18 protein-coding genes are annotated in these 20,052 nt (G+C 63.6%); 14 read left to right on the top strand and 4 right to left on the bottom strand.

Annotated elements, in window-relative coordinates; genetic code table 11:
• Positions 1-39: 39 nt before the first annotated feature.
• Positions 40-516, top strand: a complete 477-nt coding sequence (greA, locus tag F3J20_RS13520; protein ID WP_085480876.1) for a transcription elongation factor GreA — start codon at positions 40-42, stop codon at positions 514-516.
• Positions 517-536: 20 nt separating this feature from the next.
• Entirely contained in the window at positions 537-1,046 is a 510-nt protein-coding gene (locus F3J20_RS13515) for a DUF4149 domain-containing protein (RefSeq protein ID WP_167043049.1), read from the top strand.
• A 228-nt stretch (positions 1,047-1,274) separates the two neighbouring features.
• Here F3J20_RS13515 and F3J20_RS13510 read toward each other — a convergent pair whose 3' ends face one another.
• Entirely contained in the window at positions 1,275-1,802 is a 528-nt protein-coding gene (locus F3J20_RS13510) for a YhbY family RNA-binding protein (RefSeq protein ID WP_167043051.1), read from the bottom strand.
• A 196-nt stretch (positions 1,803-1,998) separates the two neighbouring features.
• Between F3J20_RS13510 and F3J20_RS13505 the strand changes: the two genes are divergently transcribed.
• From F3J20_RS13505 to phoR, 11 genes are all read left to right on the top strand, one after another.
• A complete protein-coding gene (locus F3J20_RS13505; RefSeq protein ID WP_167043053.1) occupies positions 1,999-2,661 on the top strand; it encodes an RlmE family RNA methyltransferase in 663 nt (220 codons plus the stop codon).
• A gap of 188 nt (positions 2,662-2,849) precedes the next feature.
• Positions 2,850-4,739 carry an ATP-dependent zinc metalloprotease FtsH gene (gene ftsH / locus F3J20_RS13500; RefSeq protein ID WP_167043055.1) on the top strand — a complete coding sequence of 630 codons (1,890 nt, stop codon included), beginning with the start codon at positions 2,850-2,852 and terminating at the stop codon, positions 4,737-4,739.
• Between the two features lie 170 nt (positions 4,740-4,909).
• Entirely contained in the window at positions 4,910-5,722 is an 813-nt protein-coding gene (gene folP / locus F3J20_RS13495; protein WP_205192957.1) for a dihydropteroate synthase, read from the top strand.
• Positions 5,723-5,751: 29 nt separating this feature from the next.
• Positions 5,752-7,110 (top strand): phosphoglucosamine mutase, encoded by a 1,359-nt coding sequence (gene glmM / locus F3J20_RS13490; RefSeq protein ID WP_167283588.1) that lies wholly within the window; start codon positions 5,752-5,754, stop codon positions 7,108-7,110.
• Positions 7,111-7,576: 466 nt separating this feature from the next.
• A complete protein-coding gene (pstS, locus tag F3J20_RS13485; protein WP_167043061.1) occupies positions 7,577-8,608 on the top strand; it encodes a phosphate ABC transporter substrate-binding protein PstS in 1,032 nt (343 codons plus the stop codon).
• Positions 8,609-8,783: 175 nt separating this feature from the next.
• On the top strand, positions 8,784-9,785 hold the full coding sequence (gene pstC, locus F3J20_RS13480; protein ID WP_167043063.1) for a phosphate ABC transporter permease PstC: 1,002 nt from the start codon (positions 8,784-8,786) through the stop codon (positions 9,783-9,785).
• Positions 9,782-10,678 (top strand): phosphate ABC transporter permease PstA, encoded by an 897-nt coding sequence (gene pstA, locus F3J20_RS13475; protein ID WP_167043065.1) that lies wholly within the window; start codon positions 9,782-9,784, stop codon positions 10,676-10,678. The genes pstC and pstA overlap by 4 nt, the downstream gene beginning before the upstream one ends.
• Positions 10,679-10,695: 17 nt before the next feature.
• Entirely contained in the window at positions 10,696-11,544 is an 849-nt protein-coding gene (gene pstB / locus F3J20_RS13470; RefSeq protein WP_167043067.1) for a phosphate ABC transporter ATP-binding protein PstB, read from the top strand.
• Positions 11,545-11,572: 28 nt separating this feature from the next.
• Positions 11,573-12,277 carry a phosphate signaling complex protein PhoU gene (gene phoU, locus F3J20_RS13465; protein WP_167043069.1) on the top strand — a complete coding sequence of 235 codons (705 nt, stop codon included), beginning with the start codon at positions 11,573-11,575 and terminating at the stop codon, positions 12,275-12,277.
• Between the two features lie 26 nt (positions 12,278-12,303).
• Positions 12,304-13,005 carry a phosphate regulon transcriptional regulator PhoB gene (phoB, locus tag F3J20_RS13460; protein WP_008922879.1) on the top strand — a complete coding sequence of 234 codons (702 nt, stop codon included), beginning with the start codon at positions 12,304-12,306 and terminating at the stop codon, positions 13,003-13,005.
• Between the two features lie 66 nt (positions 13,006-13,071).
• Entirely contained in the window at positions 13,072-14,385 is a 1,314-nt protein-coding gene (gene phoR, locus F3J20_RS13455) for a phosphate regulon sensor histidine kinase PhoR (protein WP_167043071.1), read from the top strand.
• Positions 14,386-14,502: 117 nt separating this feature from the next.
• On the opposite strand, the gene ppk1 is transcribed toward phoR, so the two are convergent.
• Complete coding sequence (gene ppk1, locus F3J20_RS13450; RefSeq protein WP_167283587.1) at positions 14,503-16,566, bottom strand: polyphosphate kinase 1; 2,064 nt, start codon at positions 16,564-16,566, stop codon at positions 14,503-14,505.
• 203 nt (positions 16,567-16,769) lie between these two features.
• On the opposite strand from ppk1, the gene ppx reads away from it, so the two are divergent.
• Entirely contained in the window at positions 16,770-18,416 is a 1,647-nt protein-coding gene (ppx, locus tag F3J20_RS13445) for an exopolyphosphatase (RefSeq protein WP_167043075.1), read from the top strand.
• Positions 18,417-18,550: 134 nt separating this feature from the next.
• Here the strand turns inward: ppx and F3J20_RS13440 are convergent, their stop codons facing one another.
• Both F3J20_RS13440 and sixA read right to left on the bottom strand, forming a co-directional pair.
• Positions 18,551-19,363: a GNAT family N-acyltransferase gene (locus tag F3J20_RS13440; RefSeq protein ID WP_167043077.1), complete on the bottom strand. Its 813-nt coding sequence runs from the start codon at positions 19,361-19,363 to the stop codon at positions 18,551-18,553.
• 153 nt (positions 19,364-19,516) lie between these two features.
• Positions 19,517-19,975: a phosphohistidine phosphatase SixA gene (sixA, locus tag F3J20_RS13435; RefSeq protein ID WP_167043079.1), complete on the bottom strand. Its 459-nt coding sequence runs from the start codon at positions 19,973-19,975 to the stop codon at positions 19,517-19,519.
• Positions 19,976-20,052: the final 77 nt, after the last annotated feature.

Here is a 20,052-nt window from a genome sequence, read left to right as displayed (position 1 = left end):
TGATTTTTTTTACGGCCGTTTTTTGCCCCAGAGTTGTTTATGAGCACTATTCCATTGACGAAGCGCGGCGCAGACATGCTGCGCGATGAATTGCAGCGCCTGAAATCGGTTGAACGTCCGGCCGTGATCAACTCGATCGCGGAAGCGCGCGCCCAGGGCGATCTGTCGGAAAACGCGGAATACGACGCTGCGAAGGAAAAGCAGGGCTTCATCGAAGGCCGCATCGCCGAAATCGAGTCGAAGCTCGCGGGCGCGCAGGTCATCGATCCGTCGCAAGTGGAAGCGGACGGGCGCGTGGTGTTCGGCGCGACGCTCGAACTCGAAGATCTCGATTCGGGCGCATCGGTCAAGTACCAGATCGTCGGCGACGACGAAGCGGACATCGACCACGGCCTGATCTCGATCAGCTCGCCGATCGCGCGCGCGCTGATCGGCAAGTCGGAAGGCGACGTCGCTTCGGTGCAGGCGCCGGGCGGCGTGCGCGAATACGAAATCATCGCGGTCAGCTACGTGTGAGGGTGGCGCCGGTGTCCGTGATGCCGCATCGATTTTTCCGTCTTCTGACCGTGGTGTGGGTCGGCAGTCTGCTGACTATCGGCTATGCCGTGGCGCCCGTGCTGTTCACGACGCTCGACCGGATGACGGCGGGCGCTGTCGCGGCGCAGCTGTTTCGCATTCAGGGCGTGCTTGGCGTGGTATGCGGCATTTTGCTGCTCGGTCTCGCCAATCTGCTGGTTCGGCGCGGCAGCGCGGCGTATCGCCGCGCGCGCTGGCTGATCGCCGGCATGCTCGTGTGCGTGCTGGTGGGATATTTCGCGCTGCATCCGTTCATGAATGCGTTGCGTATTGCCGCGCAGCAAGCGGGCAGCGACGTCGGCCATTCGGTTTATGCGACGCGCTTTGGCATCCTGCACGGCGTCTCGAGCCTGTTTTATCTGGTCGAGAGCCTGCTTGGTGTTGCGCTCGTGTGGTTGTTGCCGGCGAACGCCGGTTCGACGGCGGCGGAAGAGGGCGCTTGCGGTGCCGGGCGGAAGGTGGCGGGCTGAGGTTCGTGTGCGACTGATCGTCGCTTTGCCGGGTTTTATTTGCCGCTGCTTCGTTTTGCTCGCGGTTGTCCGCGTCGTTACCGTATGTTAATCGCCTGCTAACGGATGGCTGAGCCGGCAGTGTTTTCTGCCCGGTTGGCCGGGGCGCCAGCCATCGTGCCTTCAGTCATTCAATTCCGATAGCTCGCTGCATAAGGTGCGGACCAAATCCGCACCTTCCACCATCGCTTATTTCGACGACTGATGCGAGCGCTTCGCGCTGGTTTGGCGCTTCTTCGCGCGCTTGATGTTGCCGCCTTGCGTGACGCGCTCGTTGCCGCGCACGAGCACGGCCTTCGCTCTCGGTTTGCGCATCGGCACTTCGGTCGGTTTGACGACCTTGACGACGCGCGGCGCTCGTCCTTTGGCCGGCTTCGCTTCAACGGCGGCTTCGCGGGCGCTGGGCAATGCGCCGCGTTTTGCTTTCGCCGCCGGTTGCGCCGCCTCCGGCTTCCAGATCACGAGCAGTTTGCCGATATGCTGGATCGGCGCGGCGTTCAGCTCGTCGCAGATCTGTTCGTAGACGGCAATGCGTTCCTCGCGTTCGTCGCCGAACACGCGGATCTTGATGAGCTCATGAGCGGCCAGGTGGACCTTGATCTCGGCGAGCACAGCATCGGTCAAGCCTTCGGCGCCGACGAGCACGACCGGTTTGAGCGCGTGAGCCTGGGAGCGCAATTCGGCGCGTTGGTCGGAAGAGACTTTAAGAGCTGGCATGGAAAGTGGGAGACTCGACTAAAATGGCGGCTCCTGCGTTTTCGCCCGGTCGGCGAACGACTCGGACAGTTTGATTCGGCAGGACGCGCGTCAGAACAACAGAATCGCGGATGGCCGCCAGTTTGGCGGGGCCGCGCGAATTAACCGCGTATTATCCCCTAAAGCGCGACACGACGCAGCAAGAGTTCAATCTTTAATGGCAAAAAACAAGTTCAATACCGCGTGGCTGCATGACCACATCAACGACCCGTACGTCAAAATGGCGCAGCGGGAAGGTTATCGCGCCCGCGCGGCCTACAAGCTCAAGGAAATCGACGAGCAGGACAAGCTGATCCGTCCGGGGCAGGTGATCGTCGATCTCGGTTCCTCGCCGGGCAGCTGGAGCCAGTACGCGCGCAACAAGCTCGCGGGCGGCACCCAGCGCAACGCGGAACGCGAGGGCGGCATCGACGGCACGATTATCGCTCTCGACATCCTGCCGATGGAGCCCGTCGCCGACGTCCACTTCATTCAAGGCGACTTCCGCGAGGAGTCGGTGCTGGTTCAGCTCGAAGAATTGGTCGGCGCGCGCCAGGTAGACCTTGTAATTTCGGATATGGCGCCCAACCTGTCCGGAGTGGCGGTGGCGGATGCCGCGCGGATCGAGCATTTGTGCGATCTCGCGCTGGAATTCTCGCAGAATCACCTGAAACCGGATGGTGCCCTTTTAGTCAAGTGCTTTCATGGCAGCGGTTACAGCCAGATTGTCGAAAAGTTCAAGCGCCAGTTCAAGGTGGTGGCGGCCCGCAAGCCGAAAGCGTCGCGGGACAAGTCGTCAGAAACGTTTATTTTGGGTAAGCATCTGAAGCGTCCCGCATAGGGCGCTGCCGGATCGTTCCACCCCTGCCGTTAAAGAGCCTGAAGTGCCGGAAAACGGCGTCGTCACGGCCCGCTACGCTATTTCCGTGGTAGCGAAACCTTATGGCAGGGGGCTGCGGACTGGATTAGAATGCTTTCGTGGTGCCGCAAGGCAAATGTAGGCGCCCGTCTAAGTGAAGGAGTGGTGCTTTGAACAACAATATGTTTTCGAAGGCAGCAGTGTGGCTGGTGATCGCACTGGTGCTGTTTACGGTGTTCAAGCAGTTCGACAAGCCCCGTGTCCAGGAAGGCGTTTCCTATTCGCAGTTCATGGACGACGCGAAGAACGGCAAAGTCAAGAACGTCATTGTCCAGGGGCGGAACCTCACGGTCACTCCAGCAGACGGCCAGAAATACCAGATCGTGTCGCCCGGCGACATCTGGATGGTCGGCGATCTGATGAAGTACGGCGTACAGGTGAGCGGCAAGGCTGACGACGAACCCAATGCACTGATGTCCGTGCTGTATTACCTCGGGCCGACGATCCTGATCATCGGTTTCTGGTTCTACATGATGCGACAGATGCAGGGGGGCGGCAAAGGCGGGGCCTTCTCGTTCGGCAAGTCGCGCGCGAGGCTGATCGACGAGAACAACAACGCAATCAATTTCACCGACGTCGCCGGCTGCGACGAAGCCAAGGAAGAAGTGTCGGAACTGGTCGACTTCCTGCGCGATCCGCAGAAATTCCAGAAGCTCGGTGGCCGCATTCCGCGTGGTGTGCTGCTGGTTGGCCCGCCGGGAACGGGTAAGACGTTGCTTGCGCGCGCCATTGCTGGCGAAGCGAAAGTGCCGTTCTTCAGCATCTCGGGTTCGGACTTCGTTGAAATGTTCGTCGGTGTCGGTGCGGCTCGGGTGCGCGATATGTTCGAACAGGCGAAGAAGCACGCGCCGTGTATCGTGTTCATCGACGAAATCGACGCGGTCGGTCGCCATCGCGGCGCCGGCATGGGCGGCGGCAACGACGAACGTGAGCAGACGCTGAACCAGATGCTCGTCGAGATGGACGGCTTCGAGGCGAACTCGGGTGTCATCGTGATCGCGGCCACGAACCGCTCGGATGTGCTCGACAAGGCGCTGCTGCGTCCGGGCCGTTTCGACCGCCAGGTGTATGTGGGTCTGCCCGATATCCGCGGTCGCGAGCACATCATGAAGGTGCATCTGCGCAAGGTACCAATCTCGAACGACGTCGACGCCGCAGTGATCGCGCGTGGCACGCCGGGCTTTTCGGGCGCCGATCTCGCGAACCTCGTGAACGAAGCGGCTTTGTTCGCGGCACGCCGTGGCAAGCGTATCGTCGAAATGACCGACTTCGAAGACGCGAAGGACAAAATCTTCATGGGTCCGGAGCGCAAGTCGGCCGTGATCCGCGAGGAGTCCAAGCGTGCGACGGCTTATCACGAATCGGGCCACGCAGTGATCGCGAAGCTGTTGCCGAAGGCCGATCCGGTGCACAAGGTCACGATCATTCCGCGCGGTCGTGCGCTTGGCGTGACGTGGCAACTGCCGGAGCATGACAACGAAACGTATTCGAAGGACTATCTGCTCGATCGTCTCGCGATCCTGTTCGGTGGCCGCGTTGCCGAAGAGCTGTTCCTGAACCTGATCAGCACGGGCGCATCGGACGACTTCAACAAGGCGACGCAGACGGCTCGCGCGATGGTGGCGCGCTTCGGCATGACCGACGCGCTCGGACCGATGGTCTACGTCGACGACGAAAACGACGCCTCGCCGTTTGGCCGCGGTTTCACGCGAACCATTTCGGAAGCGACGCAGCAGAAGGTCGACGCGGAAATCCGCCGTGTGCTCGACGAGCAGTACACCCTCGCACGACGTCTGCTGGAAGAGAACCGCGATAAGGTCGAGGCGATGACCGCCGCGCTGATGGAGTGGGAAACGATCGACGCAGATCAGATCAACGACATCATGGCAGGTCGTCCGCCGCGTTCGCCGAAGAGTTCTCCGCCGTCGGCGGGCGATACCTCGTCGGGCGGCAGTCCGGGCACCGAGGTCAAGCCGGGTAGCGCGACCGCGCCGGCCTGATCGGCAGCCAGTAGAAAGTGCGGGCCGGTGTGTAGCACACCGGCCCGTTTTGCATTTATCCGTTCTATGTGAAGCACCGCTGCGTGTCGAAAGTCGATTCCTCTTCCGTTCTTCTTCCGGAGCCGCTGCAATGCGGCCGCTTCACGCTGACCTTTGAACGCCCGTTGGTCATGGGCATTCTGAACGTCACGCCCGATTCGTTTTCCGACGGCGGCAAGTACACGATTCGCGACGACGCGCTGCGCCAGGCCGAGCGCATGATGCTCGATGGCGCGGACATCATCGATATTGGCGGTGAATCGACGCGGCCGGGCGCGCCGCCGGTGTCGCTCGACGAGGAGCTGGAACGCGTGCTGCCGCTCGTCGAACAATTGCGCGGCGCGAACGTGCCCTTGTCGGTCGATACCTACAAGCCGGAAGTGATGCGCCACGCATTGAGCGCGGGCGCCGACCTGATCAACGACATCTGGGGCTTCCGGATGCCCGGCGCGATCGACGCCGTGCGCGACGGCAACTGCGGTCTTTGTGTGATGCATATGCTCGGTGAGCCGCAAACCATGCAGCTCGGCGAGCCCGAATATGATGATGTCGTCAGCGAGGTGCGCGCCTTCCTCGAAGAACGCGTAACAGCGCTGGAGCAGGCGGGGGTTGCGCGTGCGCGCATCAGCGTCGACCCCGGTTTCGGTTTTGGTAAGGCGGTCGTCGAGCACAACTACGCGCTGCTCGCGCATTTGCGCGACACGGCCCCACGGGCCGCGTCGCCGTATCCGATTCTCGCGGGTGTCTCGCGCAAGTCGATGATCGGCGCCGTGGTCGGGCGCCCGGCATCGGAGCGCGTGGCCGGCAGCATCGCCGCGGCCGTGTGCGCGGCCGAGCGCGGCGCCGCGATTCTGCGCGTGCATGACGTCGCGCAAACAGTCGATGCATTGAAAGTCTGGGCCACCCTGCGCGACGCGGCGAACGCGAGCCGCGTCCGCAGTTGAACTCACAGTAATAGGGAGAGTGATAAAGCATGGCACGTCGTTACTTCGGAACGGACGGAATTCGAGGCAAGGTCGGCGAAGGGCCCATTACGCCGGAATTCGTGTTGCGGCTTGGCTACGCGGCCGGCAAGGTACTCGCGGGTGCGGACCACTGGGCCAAAACCGGCACGCGGCCAACGGTGTTGATCGGCAAGGACACGCGCGTGTCCGGCTATATGCTCGAAGCGGCGCTCGAATCGGGCTTTTCGGCGGCCGGCGTCGACGTGATGCTGGCCGGCCCGATGCCGACGCCCGGCATCGCCTACCTCACGCGCGCGCTGCGGCTTGCGGCGGGCGTGGTCATCAGCGCATCGCACAACCCGTACTACGACAACGGCATCAAGTTTTTCTCGGCCGACGGCAACAAGCTGCCGGACGACGTCGAGGCGCAGATCGAGGAGCAGCTCGAATTGCCGCTTGCTTGCGCGTCTTCCGAACGGCTCGGCAAGGCGCGGCGTCTCGACGACGCCGCAGGGCGCTATATCGAGTTCTGCAAGAGCACGTTCCCGGCCGCGTACGATTTGCGCGGCATGAAGCTCGTCGTCGATTGCGCGCATGGCGCCGCGTACGATATCGCGCCGCACGTCTTTCACGAACTCGGCGCCGAAGTGATCCCGATCGGCGTCGCGCCGAACGGCTTCAACATCAACGACGGCGTCGGCGCGACCGCGCCCGACGCGCTGGTGCGCGCGGTGCGCGCCAATCATGCCGATCTCGGCATCGCGCTCGACGGCGACGCCGACCGTCTGCAGGTCGTGGACGCGGCTGGCCGCCTCTACAACGGCGACGAACTGCTCTACGTGCTGGTCAAGGACCGCATCGCGACCGCCGGCAACGTGGAAGGCGCGGTCGGTACGTTGATGACCAATATGGCCGTCGAGGTCGCGCTGCGCAACGCCGGCGTGAAGTTCGTGCGCGCGGCGGTCGGCGACCGCTACGTGCTCGAGCAGTTGCGCGAGCACGGCTGGCAGCTCGGCGCGGAAGGTTCGGGCCATATCCTTTCGCTCGACCGCCATTCGACCGGCGACGGGATCGTCTCGGCGCTGCTCGTGCTCGCGGCGATGCAGCGCAGCGGCAAATCGCTCGCCGAGCTGCTCGACGGCGTCAAGCTGTTCCCGCAGAAACTCATCAATGTGCGCATGAAGCCGGACGCGGACTGGAAGGGCAGCGCGGCGATCCGCGGCGCGATCAAGTCGGCTGAAGGCGCGCTCGATGGCCATGGCCGCGTGCTGATCCGCGCGTCGGGCACGGAGCCGGTGCTGCGTGTGATGGTCGAGGCGCAAAATGCCGACGACGCCGTCCAGCATGCGGAAGCGATTGCCGAGACGGTGAGGACGGCGACGGCTTGAGCCACACGTGAGCGGCGGGGCGAGGGTAACGACGTCCCGCCGCCAGTCCTGTCTCTACCGCCGGGCAGCCAAAGCACGAGCGCGGAAGACGTCCTTATCCACTGGAACGCATCGAACGCATCAAGCTCGCCGAACGCGCCGAACGCACCGCAACGCGCCCGCCCGGCAAAATCCCCCTCACCTCGCCCGACCGCCAAAAACCAGCACAACCCGCCCGATCAAAAAGCGACCATAAATTCCCCCATCTCACCTCGCGCAAACGTTCGCGCCCCATCTTTTTTCGCCTAATCTACAAGGCGATGCAGCCCGCATCGTCAGAGCGCCGGTTTATCCGTTTCAGCACCTTTCGCACAGTAATATGACTGTCACATCCGTTTCACGGTCAGTCATTGTTTTGTCATAAAGAGACCCTAAGCTTCGCGGTGTTCGTGTTCCACGCTCATACCGCTCACACCTTGGAGGTCTCATGAAATTGATGCAAACCGTGTTCGCTGGCGTCGCTGGCGCGCTCTTCGCTATGGCAGCGCAAGCCGCAGACATCACCGGCGCGGGCAGCACCTTCGCAGCACCGATCTACACGAAGTGGGCCGACGCTTACCAGAAGTCGGGCGGCGGCAAGGTTAACTACCAGGGCATCGGCTCGGCCGGCGGCGTGAAGCAGATCGTCGCGAAGACCGTCGACTTCGCCGGTTCGGACGCTCCGCTGAAGGACGACGAACTCGCGAAAGAAGGCCTGTTCCAGTTCCCGACGGTGGTCGGCGGCGTGGTGCCGGCGGTCAACGTGCCGGGCGTGAAGCCGGGCGAACTGACGCTGTCGGGCGCAGTGCTCGGCGACATCTACCTCGGCAAGGTCAAGAAGTGGAACGACCCGGCGATCGCCGCGCTGAACCCGAAGGTCAAGCTGCCGGATCTGGACATCGCTGTGGTTCGCCGCGCCGACGGTTCGGGCACCAGCTTCATCTGGACGAACTACCTGTCGAAGGTCAACCCGGAATGGAAGTCGAAGGTCGGTGAAGGCACCACGGTCAACTGGCCGACCGGCACGGGCGGCAAGGGCAACGACGGCGTCGCGGCATTCGTGCAGCGTCTGCCGGGCTCGATCGGCTATGTCGAGTGGGCGTACGCGAAGCAGAACCACATGAACTACGTCGCGATGAAGAACGAATCGGGCGCAGTGGTTCAGCCGGAAACCGAAACGTTCAAGGCAGCGGCTGCTGGCGCTGACTGGTCGAAGTCGTTCTACCAGATCCTGACGAACGAGCCGGGCAAGAACGCATGGCCGATCGTCGGCGCGACGTTCGTGCTGCTGCACACGGCGCAGGACAAGCCGGCGCAAGGCACGGAAACGCTGAAGTTCTTCGACTGGGCGTTCAAGAACGGCGGCCAGGCTGCTGACGACCTCGACTATATCTCGCTGCCGCCGTCGGTCGTGTCGGAAATCCGCACGCAGTGGAAGCAGAAGGTGAAGGACGCAGCAGGCAAGCCGATCGCCGACTAAGCGACCGTCCAGCCTTGCCCCGGCGCGGCGGTTTAGCCGCGCCAGAGCCTTACATTGGCCGTCCTCGCGAGAGGACGGCCAATGGCATTAACCCGGCATTCGCCACCGCGTCACCGGCTGCGCCCAGCGTGCGGTCCGGCAACTGGAACAGCTTCAACAGGTCACTCAGGCTCCCATGTCCGATATTCATCTAGCGTCCGGCACGAGCCGGGCCACCCCGCCTGGCAGCGCGTCTCAGCAGAAGGCGCCTGGCCGCTCCGGCGACGTGATCTTCGGCGGCCTGGCTCGGCTGGCCGCCGTCGTTACGCTGCTGTTGCTCGGTGGCATCATCGTTTCGCTGATCATTTCCTCGTTGCCGTCGATCCGGGAATTCGGTCTTTCCTTCCTGTGGACAGCGGTCTGGGATCCACCTAGCAAGCAGTTCGGCGCACTCGTGCCGATCTACGGCACCATCGCCACCTCGCTCATCGCTCTCATCATCGCGGTGCCGGTCAGCTTCGGCATCGCGCTTTTCCTTACCGAACTTTCGCCCGCCTGGCTGCGCCGCCCGCTCGGCATCGCGATCGAGCTGCTCGCCGCGATTCCGTCGATCGTGTACGGCATGTGGGGCCTGCTCGTGTTCGCGCCGATCTTCGCGACGTGGTTCCAGAAACCGCTCGGCGCGGTGCTCGGCGGCATCCCGTTCGTCGGCGCGCTGTTCGCGGGCCCGCCGATCGGCATCGGTATTCTGTGCGCGGGCGTGATTCTCGCGATCATGATCATTCCGTACATCGCCTCGGTCATGCGCGACGTGTTCGAAGTCACGCCGGTGCTGCTCAAGGAGTCGGCGTACGGTATCGGCTGCACGACGTGGGAAGTGATGTGGAAGATCGTGCTGCCGTTCACGAAGACCGGCGTGATCGGCGGCGTGATGCTCGGCCTCGGCCGCGCGCTCGGCGAGACCATGGCGGTCACGTTCGTGATCGGCAACACCAACCTGCTCGACAATATTTCGCTGTTTTCGCCGGGCAACAGCATCACGTCGGCGCTCGCCAACGAGTTCGCGGAAGCGGACCCAGGCCTGCATACGTCGGCGCTGATGGAACTCGGCCTGATCCTGTTCGTGATTACATTCATCGTGCTGTCGATTTCGAAGATCATGTTGCTTCGTCTTGAGAAAGGGGAGGGTGCGAAATGAGCGAGTCCTCTCTGAACATGCCGGGTCTGCGCGACGCGGCAACCCTGGAAGCGATGCGCACGCGTCTGCAAGGACGCCGCCGCGTGAAGAACGCGATTGCGCTGACCTGCTCGCTCGCCGCGATGGCGTTCGGTCTGCTGTGGCTCGTGTGGATTCTGTACACGACGCTGCGCCTCGGTATCGGCGGGCTGTCGATCGAGCTGTTCACGCAGTCGACGCCGCCGCCGAACACCGACGGCGGCGGTCTCGCCAACGCGATCGTCGGCAGCCTGATGCTGGTCGCGCTCGCGACCTTCGTCGGCACGCCGATCGGCATCATGGCCGGCGTCTATCTCGCCGAATACGGCCAGAGGGGCTGGCTCGCGAACGTGACGCGCTTCATCAACGACATCCTGCTGTCGGCGCCGTCGATCGTGATCGGTCTGTTCGTCTACGCGCTCGTCGTCGCGAAGATGGGCCACTTCAGCGGTTGGGCCGGCGTGCTCTCGCTCGCGCTGCTGCAGATTCCGATCGTGATCCGCACGACCGAGAACATGCTGAAGCTCGTGCCGAACGCGATGCGCGAAGCGGCCTTCGCACTCGGCACGCCGAAGTGGAAGATGGTGCTGTCGATCACGCTGAAGGCGTCGATCGCGGGTATCGTGACCGGTGTGCTGCTCGGGGTCGCGCGGATTGCCGGCGAAACCGCGCCGCTGCTCTTCACCGCGCTGTCGAACCAGTTCTTCTCGGTCGATATGAGCCAGCCGGTCGCGAACCTGCCGGTCACGATCTACAAGTTTGCGATGAGCCCGTTCGCGCAGTGGCAATCGCTCGCGTGGGCCGGCGTCTTCCTGATCACGCTCGCGGTGCTCGGACTGAACATCCTCGCGCGCACGATCTTTTCGAACAAGTAATGGGCGGAGTGAATCCGATGAACATGGCAGAAACCCAACTCAATCCGATCGGGCACGTGAGCGCGCCCGCCGGCTCCGACCCCGAACAAAGCGGCCAGGCGCATGCGCCGGCGCGTCCGAAGATCGAGGTCAACGACCTGAACTTCTTCTACGGCAAGTATCACGCGCTGAAGAACATCAATCTGCAGATTCCCGAAGGTAAGGTGACCGCGTTCATCGGTCCGTCGGGCTGCGGCAAGTCCACGCTGCTGCGCACCTTCAACAAGATGTACGCGCTCTATCCGGAGCAGCGCGCCGAAGGCGAAATCCTGATGGACGGCGAAAACCTGCTGACCACGCGCCGCGATATCTCGCTGCTGCGCGCGCGCATCGGCATGGTGTTCCAGAAGCCGACGCCGTTCCCGATGTCGATCTACGACAACATCGCGTTCGGCGTGAAGATGTTCGAAACGCTGTCGCGCTCGGAAATGGACGACCGCGTCGAATGGGCGCTCACGAAGGCGGCGCTGTGGAACGAAGTGAAGGACAAGCTCGGCCAGAGCGGCTACGGTCTGTCGGGCGGCCAGCAGCAGCGTCTGTGCATCGCGCGCGGCATTGCGATCCGCCCCGAGGTGCTGCTGCTCGACGAGCCGTGCTCGGCGCTCGACCCGATCTCGACGGGCCGCATCGAAGAGCTGATCGCGGAGTTGAAGAGCGACTACACGGTCGTGATCGTCACGCACAACATGCAGCAGGCGGCCCGCTGTTCGGACTACACTGCCTACATGTACCTTGGTGAACTGATCGAATTCGGCGACACCGAAAAGATCTTCATCAAGCCGGTCCGCAAGGAAACCGAGGACTACATCACGGGCCGCTTCGGCTAATCAGCCGGGCAATACAACGGAGTACGACATGTCCGATAAACATCTGTCCAGCCAGTTCGATGCCGATCTGAACCTCGTTTCGTCGAAGGTGCTCGAAATGGGCGGTCTCGTCGAATCGCAGATCGTCAACGCGATGCAGGCGCTCAACGAATTCGACCTCGACATCGCCGAGCAGGTGATCGCCGCCGAAGACCGTCTGAACAGGATGGAAGTCGAGATCGACGAGGAGTGCAGCAACATCATCGCGCGCCGCCAGCCGGCCGCGCGCGACCTGCGCCTCCTGATCGCGATCTCGAAGACCATCACGAACCTCGAGCGCGCCGGCGACGAGGCCGAGAAGATCGCGAAGCGCACCAAGCGCCTGATGGAAGACGGCGCGTCGCGCACGATCAACATCGCCGAGATCAAGCTTTCGGGCGAGATGGCCGTGTCGATCCTGCGCCGCGCGCTCGACGCGTTCGCGCGTCTCGATACGGTTGCCGCCGCGCAGATCGTGCGCGACGACAAGGCGATCGATGAGGAATTCCGCGCCTTCGTGCGCAAGCTGATTTCCTACATGACCGAAGATCCGCGTTCGATCTCGGTGGGCCTCGACTTCCTGTTCATCGCCAAGGCGATCGAGCGGATCGGCGACCACGCGAAGAACATCGCCGAATTCATCATTTACATCGTGAAGGGCACCGACGTGCGGCATCAGTCGCGCGATACGCTCGAACGCGAAGCACTCAGCTAATCCAGAGATAAGGAACAGAGGTGCCGATGCCCAGCAGCATTCTCGTCATTGAAGATGAGCCAGCCATTTCCGAACTGATTTCGGTCAATCTTCAACACGCCGGACATTGCCCGATTCGCGCGTACAACGCGGAGCAGGCGCACAACCTGATCAGCGACGTACTGCCCGACCTCGTGCTGCTCGACTGGATGTTGCCGGGTAAATCGGGAATTTCGTTCGCACGCGACCTGCGCAACAACGAGCGCACGAAGCATATCCCGATCATCATGCTGACCGCGCGCGGCGACGAGCAGGACAAGGTGCTCGGCCTCGAGATCGGCGCGGACGACTACGTGACGAAGCCGTTTTCGCCGAAGGAACTGATGGCGCGCATCAAGGCGGTGCTGCGCCGCCGCGCGCCGCAGCTGACCGAAGACGTGGTTGCGATCAACGGCCTCAAGCTCGATCCGGCTACGCATCGCGTCGCCGCCCACGCGGAAGGCAGCGAGATCAAGCTCGATCTCGGCCCGACCGAATTCCGCCTGCTGCACTTCTTCATGACCCACCCGGAGCGCGTGCACAGCCGCACGCAACTGCTCGATCAGGTCTGGGGCGACCACGTGTTCGTCGAGGAACGCACCGTCGACGTGCATATCAAGCGCCTGCGCGCGGCTCTCAAGCCCGCCGGTTGCGATGCTATGATTGAAACCGTACGCGGCAGCGGCTACCGGCTGGCGAAGAGCGCCTGATAGCCGCGGCGGTGCGCGGCGCCGCCACTCCCTCCTGCGCCGTATTTTCTCTTCGATCGCTAGACCATGAACATCATCTGGGCGCGCTCCATCGTGTCGGTCGTGCTGCTGGCTGTTCTGTGCGCGGTGGTCGGCGCACTGGTGAACGTCAAGGCGGGCCTCGCTCTCGCGATCATCCTGCTGCTCGCGCAGAGCATCTTCAGTACTTTCCACAAGCAGCGCCTGTGGCGTCTGCTCGACGCGCCGGTGTACGGCGAAGTGCCGAGCGCTCCCGGCATCTGGGGCGAAATCTACTATCGTCTGCACAAGCTCGCGAAGCGCTGGCACGCCCAGGTGCGCCAGGTCGAGCAGCAGCATTCGCGTTTCATCCAGGCGATCCAGGCCTCGCCGAACGGCGTCGCGATGCTCGACGATCACGATCAGATCGAATGGTGCAACGCGATTTCCGAAAGCCACTTCGGGCTCGACGCGAAGCGCGATCTGCGCCAGCACATCACGCATCTGGTGCGTCATCCGGATTTCGTGCACTACCTCAATTCGCATCGTTACGAGGAAATGCTGATCATGCGCGGCATGGGCGAAAAGCGCCAGAACGTGCTGTCGGTGCAGGTGTTTCCGTACGGCGACAATCGCAAGCTCGTGCTCTCGCAGGACATCACCGAGCTCGAACGCACCGACGCGATGCGGCGTGACTTCGTCGCCAATGTCTCGCATGAACTGAAGACGCCGCTTACGGTGCTGTCCGGCTTTCTCGAGACGATGCGCGAGCTGCCGCTCGGCGAGGCCGAACGCGCGCGCTATCTCGAGCTGATGGAGCAGCAGGCGTCACGTATGCGCCATATCGTCAACGATCTGCTCGTGCTCGCGAAGCTCGAGGGCGACAACAAGTCGCCGAGCGATCACATGATCGACATGCGCGCGGTATTGCGACATCTGCGGGACGATGCGGACAGTCTGTCGAGCGACCATCACCGCATCGTCTTCGAGGTCGACGAGGAGCTGACCGTCACCGGCGTCGAAACCGAGCTGTTCAGCGCACTCGGCAATCTCGTGACGAATGCGATCCGCTATACGCCGGACGGCGGCACGATCAAGGTGAACTGGCGCTCGGTGGGCGGCCATGCGGTGTTCTCGGTCACGGACAGCGGTCTCGGCATTCCGGCCGCCGATATTCCGCGGATCACCGAGCGCTTCTATCGCGTCGATCGCAGCCGCTCGCGCGACACCGGCGGCACGGGCCTCGGTCTCGCGATCGTCAAGCATGTGTTGCAGCGCCACGATGCGCAGCTCGACGTGAAGAGCGAGGAAGGGCGCGGCAGCACGTTCACGGTGCGCTTTCCGGTGTATCGCACGGCACGCTGCCAGGCGGCGCCGGTTTGAGTGCGGCAGCGGCCATGAAATAAAAAAACCGCCTTCTTCAGGCGGTTTTTTTATTTGCGCTTCGTCGGCTTCATCGAGGCGCGTGCCATTGTCGCGCACACCTCGAAAACACAACGGCTATGCGCAGAACTTCGCGAGCAGACTCATCTGCGCATTGCGCGACGACTTGCCCGGCCGGCGCCGGCGATAGTGTCCGTCGCTTTGCATGAGCCACGCGGACTGGTTGTCGCCGAGAAACGCCGACAGCCCTTCCGCGATCACGCGCCGCTTCAGGCGCCGGTTATTGACCGGGAACGCGACTTCGACGCGGCGGAACAGGTTGCGATCCATCCAGTCGGCGCTCGACAGATAGACCTGCTCCTTGCCGTCGTCGTAGAAGTAGTAGGTGCGATGGTGTTCGAGGAAGCGCCCGACGATCGAGCGCACCGTGATGTTCTCCGAAAGTCCCGCCACGCCGGGCTGCAGCGAGCATACGCCGCGCACGATCAGATCGATCTTCACGCCGGCCCGCGACGCCTCGTACAGCTCGGCGATCACGGTCGGCTCCAGCAGCGCGTTCATCTTCGCGACGATGCGCGCCTTCTTGCCGGCGCGCGCATGCTCGGCTTCCTTGCGGATCGACTCGACGAGCTTCGGGTGCAGCGTGAACGGCGATTGCCACAGCTCGTGCAGCTTCAGTTCGCCGCCGATGCCGGTCAGTTGCTGGAACACGTGGTGCACGTCCTCGCAGATTTTCTGATCGGCGGTCATCAGACCGAAGTCGGTATAAAGACGCGCGGTGCGCGGATGATAGTTGCCGGTGCCGAGGTGCACGTAGCGCTTGAGCGTGGTCTTGCCGCCCGACGACACGCGCCGCACGATCAGCATCATCTTCGCGTGGCACTTGTGGCCGACCACGCCGTAGACCACGTGCGCGCCGACTGCTTCGAGCTGCGAGGCCCAGTTGATATTGGTTTCCTCGTCGAAGCGCGCGAGCAGCTCGACCACCACGGTGACTTCCTTGCCGTTGCGCGCGGCCTGCATCAGCGCGTCCATCAGCGGCGAGTCGGTGCCGGTGCGGTAGATGGTCTGCTTGATCGCGACCACGTTCGGGTCCTTGGCGGCCTGCAGCAGCAGTTCCAGCACGGGCTGGAAGCTCTCGTACGGGTGATGCAGCAGCACGTCGCCCTGATCGATCACGTCGAACATGCTGGCGCTGTTGGCGATCTGCGTCGGCGTCGACGGAATATGCGGCACGAACTTCAGATCGGGCCGGTCGACCATCTCGGGCAACTGCATGAGCCGCACCAGATTGACCGGGCCGTTCGCGTAGTAGCAGTCCTTGTTCGACAGGCCGCTTTCGTCGAGCAGGCGCCGCACGACGTGCGCCGGCGTTTCGGCCGACACTTCGAGGCGCACCGCGTTGCCGAGATGCCGCGCCGGCAGTTCGCCCTGCAGCGCGACGCGCAGATTGGTGATTTCGTCCTCGTCGACGAACAGTTCGCTGTTGCGCGTGATGCGGAACTGGTTGCAGCTGCGCACGACGAGACTCGGAAACAGCTCGCCGACGAAGCGCTGCAACAGCGAGCTCAGCAGCACGAAGCCATGCGGATAGCCCGACAGTTCCTGCGGCATGCGCACGAGCCGCGGCAGCGCGCGCGGCGCCTGCACGATGCCCATCATCGCCTGGCGGCCGAAGGCGTCCTTGCCTTCGAGTTCGACGACGAAGTTCAGGCTCTTGTTGAGCACGCGCGGAAACGGATGCGCCGGGTCGAGGCCGATCGGCGTGAGCACCGGCAGCAGTTCGTCGAAGAAGTAGTTGCGCGCCCATTCGGTCTGCGCGTCGCTCCAGGCTTCGGTGCCGTGAAAATAGATGCCTTCCTGTTCGAGCGCGGGCAGCACCGTGTCGTGCAGCATCGTGTACTGGCGATGCACGAGCTTCTGCGCCCGCTCGACCACGAGGCCGTACACGTGCTGCAGCGACATGCCGTCGGGCGACAGCGCGCCGGGGTTGTCGCGGATCTGCTCCTGGAGCCCGGCCATGCGGACTTCGAAGAATTCGTCGAGATTGCTGCTGGTGATGCAGATGAAGCGCAGGCGTTCGAGCAGGGGGACGGCGGGGTCGGCGGCTTGCGCCAGTACACGCTCGTTGAAACCCAGAATGCCCAGTTCGCGATTCAATAAGGGATAGCGGATGGACATCGGCAGCGGAAGTGGAATGTCTGGAATGGAGGCGGAAAGACGCTCGGAAATTCGCACAGTTTAATGACGCCCTTATGACATTCTTGCTATTTTGAGATTTTATGCCGTAATCGGCGTCTGTCGTCAATATGACGCACGGCTTGTGCGACCATTCCAGTCTCCCTGCGCTCAGAGGTGACATTGTGAGGCCCGGTACGCTTAGAATGGCGTCTTTGAACAGCGCGGCCGGCCGCGACGCGCAACGTGCGCCGAAAACGCCGGGCCGGCGCGCGGTGCTGCCGGCATCCACGCCCGGCGCCGCAGCCGCCGCGCTAGCGCGCATGGAGTCCGCTTACCCGATGGCCAATACCCCTCAACTCCTCGCTGCGGTCGATCTCGGTTCGAACAGCTTCCGGCTGATCGTGGGCCGGGTCGAGGAAACCGACGCGGGCAGCCAGATCTATCAGGTCGATGCATTGCGCGAGCCGGTGCGCCTCGCGGCCGGCCTGTCGAGCGACAAGATGCTCGACCGTGCCTCGCAGGTGCGCGGCTGGGACGCGCTGAAGCGTTTCGGCGAGCGTCTGCGCGACTTTCATCCCGACCACGTGCGCGCGGTCGCGACCAATACGCTGCGCATCGCGAAGAATGCCGGCGAATTTCTCGGCGAGGCGCAGGCCGCGCTCGGTTTTCCGATCGAAGTGATCGCGGGGCGCGAGGAAGCGCGCCTGATTTACGCGGGCGCCGCGCATTCGGTGCCGGCGAGCGCGGGCCAGCGGCTCGTCGTCGACATCGGCGGCGGCTCGACGGAATTCATCATCGGCTCGCACTACACGCCGATCAAGATGGAGAGCCTGTATATCGGCTGCGTGAGCCATAGCCGCGCATTTTTCCCGGCCGGCAACGTCGACGAATACACGATGCGCCAGGCCGAACTCGCGGCGCGCCGCGAAATCCAGATCATTTCCGCCGAGTACAAGAAGACCGGCTGGGAGCAGGCGATCGGCTCGTCGGGCACGGCGCGCGCGCTCGCCGAACTGGTCGAGGCGAACGGCTTCAACGATGCGGGCGTCACGCACGGCATTTCGCGCGGCGGCCTGGAGAAGCTCAAGCGCGCGCTGATCAAGGCCGAGAACGTGAACCGCCTGAAGCTCGTCGCGCTGAAGGGCGACCGCATACCGGTGCTCGCGGGCGGGCTGTCGATCATGATCGCGGTGTTCGACGAACTCGGCGTCGATTACGTCGACACCACCGACGGCGCATTGCGCCTCGGCGTCATGTACGACCTGCTCGGCCGCTCGCAGCACGAAGACATGCGCACGGTCACGGTGGAGGGCTTCATGCGCCGCTACGGCGTCGATCGCGCGCAGGCGGGGCGCATCGGCGATCTGTCGATGAGCTTCTACGACCAGTTCACCGAGCCCGACGAAGAGCGCCGCGCGGAAAACCGCATGTTCATCGGCTGGGCGGCGTCGCTGCACGAGATCGGGCTCTCCATTTCGCATAGCGCCTATCACAAGCATTCGGCCTATATCGCGAGCAATGCCGACATGCCGGGTTTCTCGCGTACCGATCAGGCGCGCCTCGCGGCGCTCGTGCTCGGTCATGCGGGCAAGCTCGGCAAGCTCTCGCAGGCGCGCGACGTCGAATGGCCGCTGCTGTTCTGCCTGCGGCTCGCGGCGCTGCTGTGCCGCCGCCGCGCGGACGTCGGCCTGCCGTGGATCTCGGTGGCGCAGGCCAACGGCGGTTACGAGGTGCGCTTGCCGAACGAATGGGTCGTCAACAATCCGCTGACCGATTACAGCCTGATTCAGGAAGCGGCGGAGTGGGAGAAGGTTGGGATTCCGTATCGTGTGGTTTATACGGAAGATTGATGGGCATGCGAGGCCGCGCGTCATGTCGCGGCTTCATGTCCTTGCCTTCGAGCGTTTCGTTTCAGTTCGCGCATGAATGAAAAAAGCCCGGCATTTGCCGGGCTTTTCGTTTGCGGCGCGCTCACACTGCCTGCTCAGCGCGGCAGCGCGTCGCCGAGGAAGTGGCGGGCATAGCGCGCATTGATGTCGGACAGACGGAACAGCGTCAGGAAGTCCGCGGTGTTGAAGTCGGGGTCCCATGCCGGTGCGCCGCAAATCTTCGCGCCAAGACGCAGATAACCCTTCACGAGCGGCGGCGGGGCCACGACGGCGCCCGTCTGCAGATCGTCGACCGGCAGCGGCGTATGCGGGAACGCGCGATATTCCGGCGCGGTCAGCGCATTGTCGCGCAGCGAGCAGTACAGGTTGGCCGCATAGTGGCCGCCGTCGACCATCGCGACGCTCGCGCAGCCGAGCATCGTCTCGTAGCCGTTGTGCTTCATGTACGCGGCGAGACCGGCCCACAGCGACATGATGACCGAGCCGCTGCGATAGTCGGGGTGCACGCACGAGCGGCCCACTTCGACCATCTTCGCGCGCAGGTGCGTGAGACGCGACACGTCGAATTCGCTTTCCGCATACAGGCGGCCGATGCGCGCGGCCTGGTGCGGCGGCAACGCGCGATACGTGCCGACCACCTTCAGCGTGTCGAGATCGCGCACGAGCAGATGATCGCAGTACGAATCGAATGCATCGACATCGAGGCCCGTGGGGCCGGACAGGCGCGCGCCCATTTCGTCGGCGAACACGCGGTAGCGCAGATGCTGTGCCTCGCGCAATTCTTCGTCGGTACGCGCCCACGACACTTCCAATCGATGCTGGGCGGTGACCGTTTCCTCGGCGCGCGGCAAACGGCGCGATTCGAGGAGCGAAGCGAAGGGCAAGGTGGGCGTCGGCAGTTCTCGCATTGGCGGTCCTGATCGAAAAGAGTGTGAAATTCTTTTTTCGCCAATGTAGTAACGCCGGGTGACGCTTGCATGAAAAACCGGTGACGATTGGATGACTGCCCGTAAGCCGCTCGCGTGCGCTTCCCGATGTTTGGGTGTCCGGAGGAAGCCGCGTCAGACCAGCTCGGGACTGATCGCGGCCCGCAGGACGGCCTGTTCCGCGCCGTCGCGCTCGCGGCTCGCGATCCACCAGACGCCGGCTTTTTTCAGCGGCCAGCTCGCCGGGCTATTGCCGAGCAATTGCGCGGCGACGTGGCCGAGCGTCGGCTGGTGTCCCACGATTACAACAGTCTGCGCGATGCCGTCGGGCCAGCCGGCGGCGTCGAGCACTTCGCGCGCGCTCGCGTTCGGCGCGAGTTCGCGCACTACGCGGTACTGGTCGCTGAGGGTCTCGGCGGTCTGGATCGTGCGTATCGCCGGGCTCGCGAGCACCACGGAGTCCTCGGGCAGGCGGGCGCGCAGCCATTTGGCGACGCCCTGCGCCTGCTTGCGGCCGCGTGTCGTGAGCGCGCGGGCGAGATCGCTGGCGGCGACATCTTCGGCTTCGGCGTGACGCCAGAGGATCAGGTCCATGTATGTCTCCTTGAGGGGCGCGCGATGGTGGCGGGGCAGCGGCGGTGCCGGATGCGGACACTGTCGCATGTGTTGAT

This window comes from Paraburkholderia sp. Cy-641, from assembly GCF_011752945.1.
GTDB lineage: Bacteria > Pseudomonadota > Gammaproteobacteria > Burkholderiales > Burkholderiaceae > Paraburkholderia.
The sequence above is the reverse complement of the archived record's forward strand: the minus strand, read 5'-3'. Positions and strand labels throughout refer to the sequence as shown.

Excerpts from the sequence above, each read along its gene's own strand:
- greA (WP_085480876.1), top strand. The coding sequence starts at position 40 with ATGAGCACTATTCCATTGACGAAGCGCGGCGCAGACATGCTGCGCGAT.
- F3J20_RS13515 (WP_167043049.1), top strand. The coding sequence starts at position 537 with ATGCCGCATCGATTTTTCCGTCTTCTGACCGTGGTGTGGGTCGGCAGT.
- F3J20_RS13510 (WP_167043051.1), bottom strand. The coding sequence starts at position 1,802 with ATGCCAGCTCTTAAAGTCTCTTCCGACCAACGCGCCGAATTGCGCTCC.
- F3J20_RS13505 (WP_167043053.1), top strand. The coding sequence starts at position 1,999 with ATGGCAAAAAACAAGTTCAATACCGCGTGGCTGCATGACCACATCAAC.
- folP (WP_205192957.1), top strand. The coding sequence starts at position 4,910 with ATGGGCATTCTGAACGTCACGCCCGATTCGTTTTCCGACGGCGGCAAG.
- glmM (WP_167283588.1), top strand. The coding sequence starts at position 5,752 with ATGGCACGTCGTTACTTCGGAACGGACGGAATTCGAGGCAAGGTCGGC.
- pstS (WP_167043061.1), top strand. The coding sequence starts at position 7,577 with ATGAAATTGATGCAAACCGTGTTCGCTGGCGTCGCTGGCGCGCTCTTC.
- pstC (WP_167043063.1), top strand. The coding sequence starts at position 8,784 with ATGTCCGATATTCATCTAGCGTCCGGCACGAGCCGGGCCACCCCGCCT.
- pstA (WP_167043065.1), top strand. The coding sequence starts at position 9,782 with ATGAGCGAGTCCTCTCTGAACATGCCGGGTCTGCGCGACGCGGCAACC.
- pstB (WP_167043067.1), top strand. The coding sequence starts at position 10,696 with ATGAACATGGCAGAAACCCAACTCAATCCGATCGGGCACGTGAGCGCG.
- phoU (WP_167043069.1), top strand. The coding sequence starts at position 11,573 with ATGTCCGATAAACATCTGTCCAGCCAGTTCGATGCCGATCTGAACCTC.
- phoB (WP_008922879.1), top strand. The coding sequence starts at position 12,304 with ATGCCCAGCAGCATTCTCGTCATTGAAGATGAGCCAGCCATTTCCGAA.
- phoR (WP_167043071.1), top strand. The coding sequence starts at position 13,072 with ATGAACATCATCTGGGCGCGCTCCATCGTGTCGGTCGTGCTGCTGGCT.
- ppk1 (WP_167283587.1), bottom strand. The coding sequence starts at position 16,566 with ATGTCCATCCGCTATCCCTTATTGAATCGCGAACTGGGCATTCTGGGT.
- ppx (WP_167043075.1), top strand. The coding sequence starts at position 16,770 with ATGGCGTCTTTGAACAGCGCGGCCGGCCGCGACGCGCAACGTGCGCCG.
- F3J20_RS13440 (WP_167043077.1), bottom strand. The coding sequence starts at position 19,363 with ATGCGAGAACTGCCGACGCCCACCTTGCCCTTCGCTTCGCTCCTCGAA.
- sixA (WP_167043079.1), bottom strand. The coding sequence starts at position 19,975 with ATGGACCTGATCCTCTGGCGTCACGCCGAAGCCGAAGATGTCGCCGCC.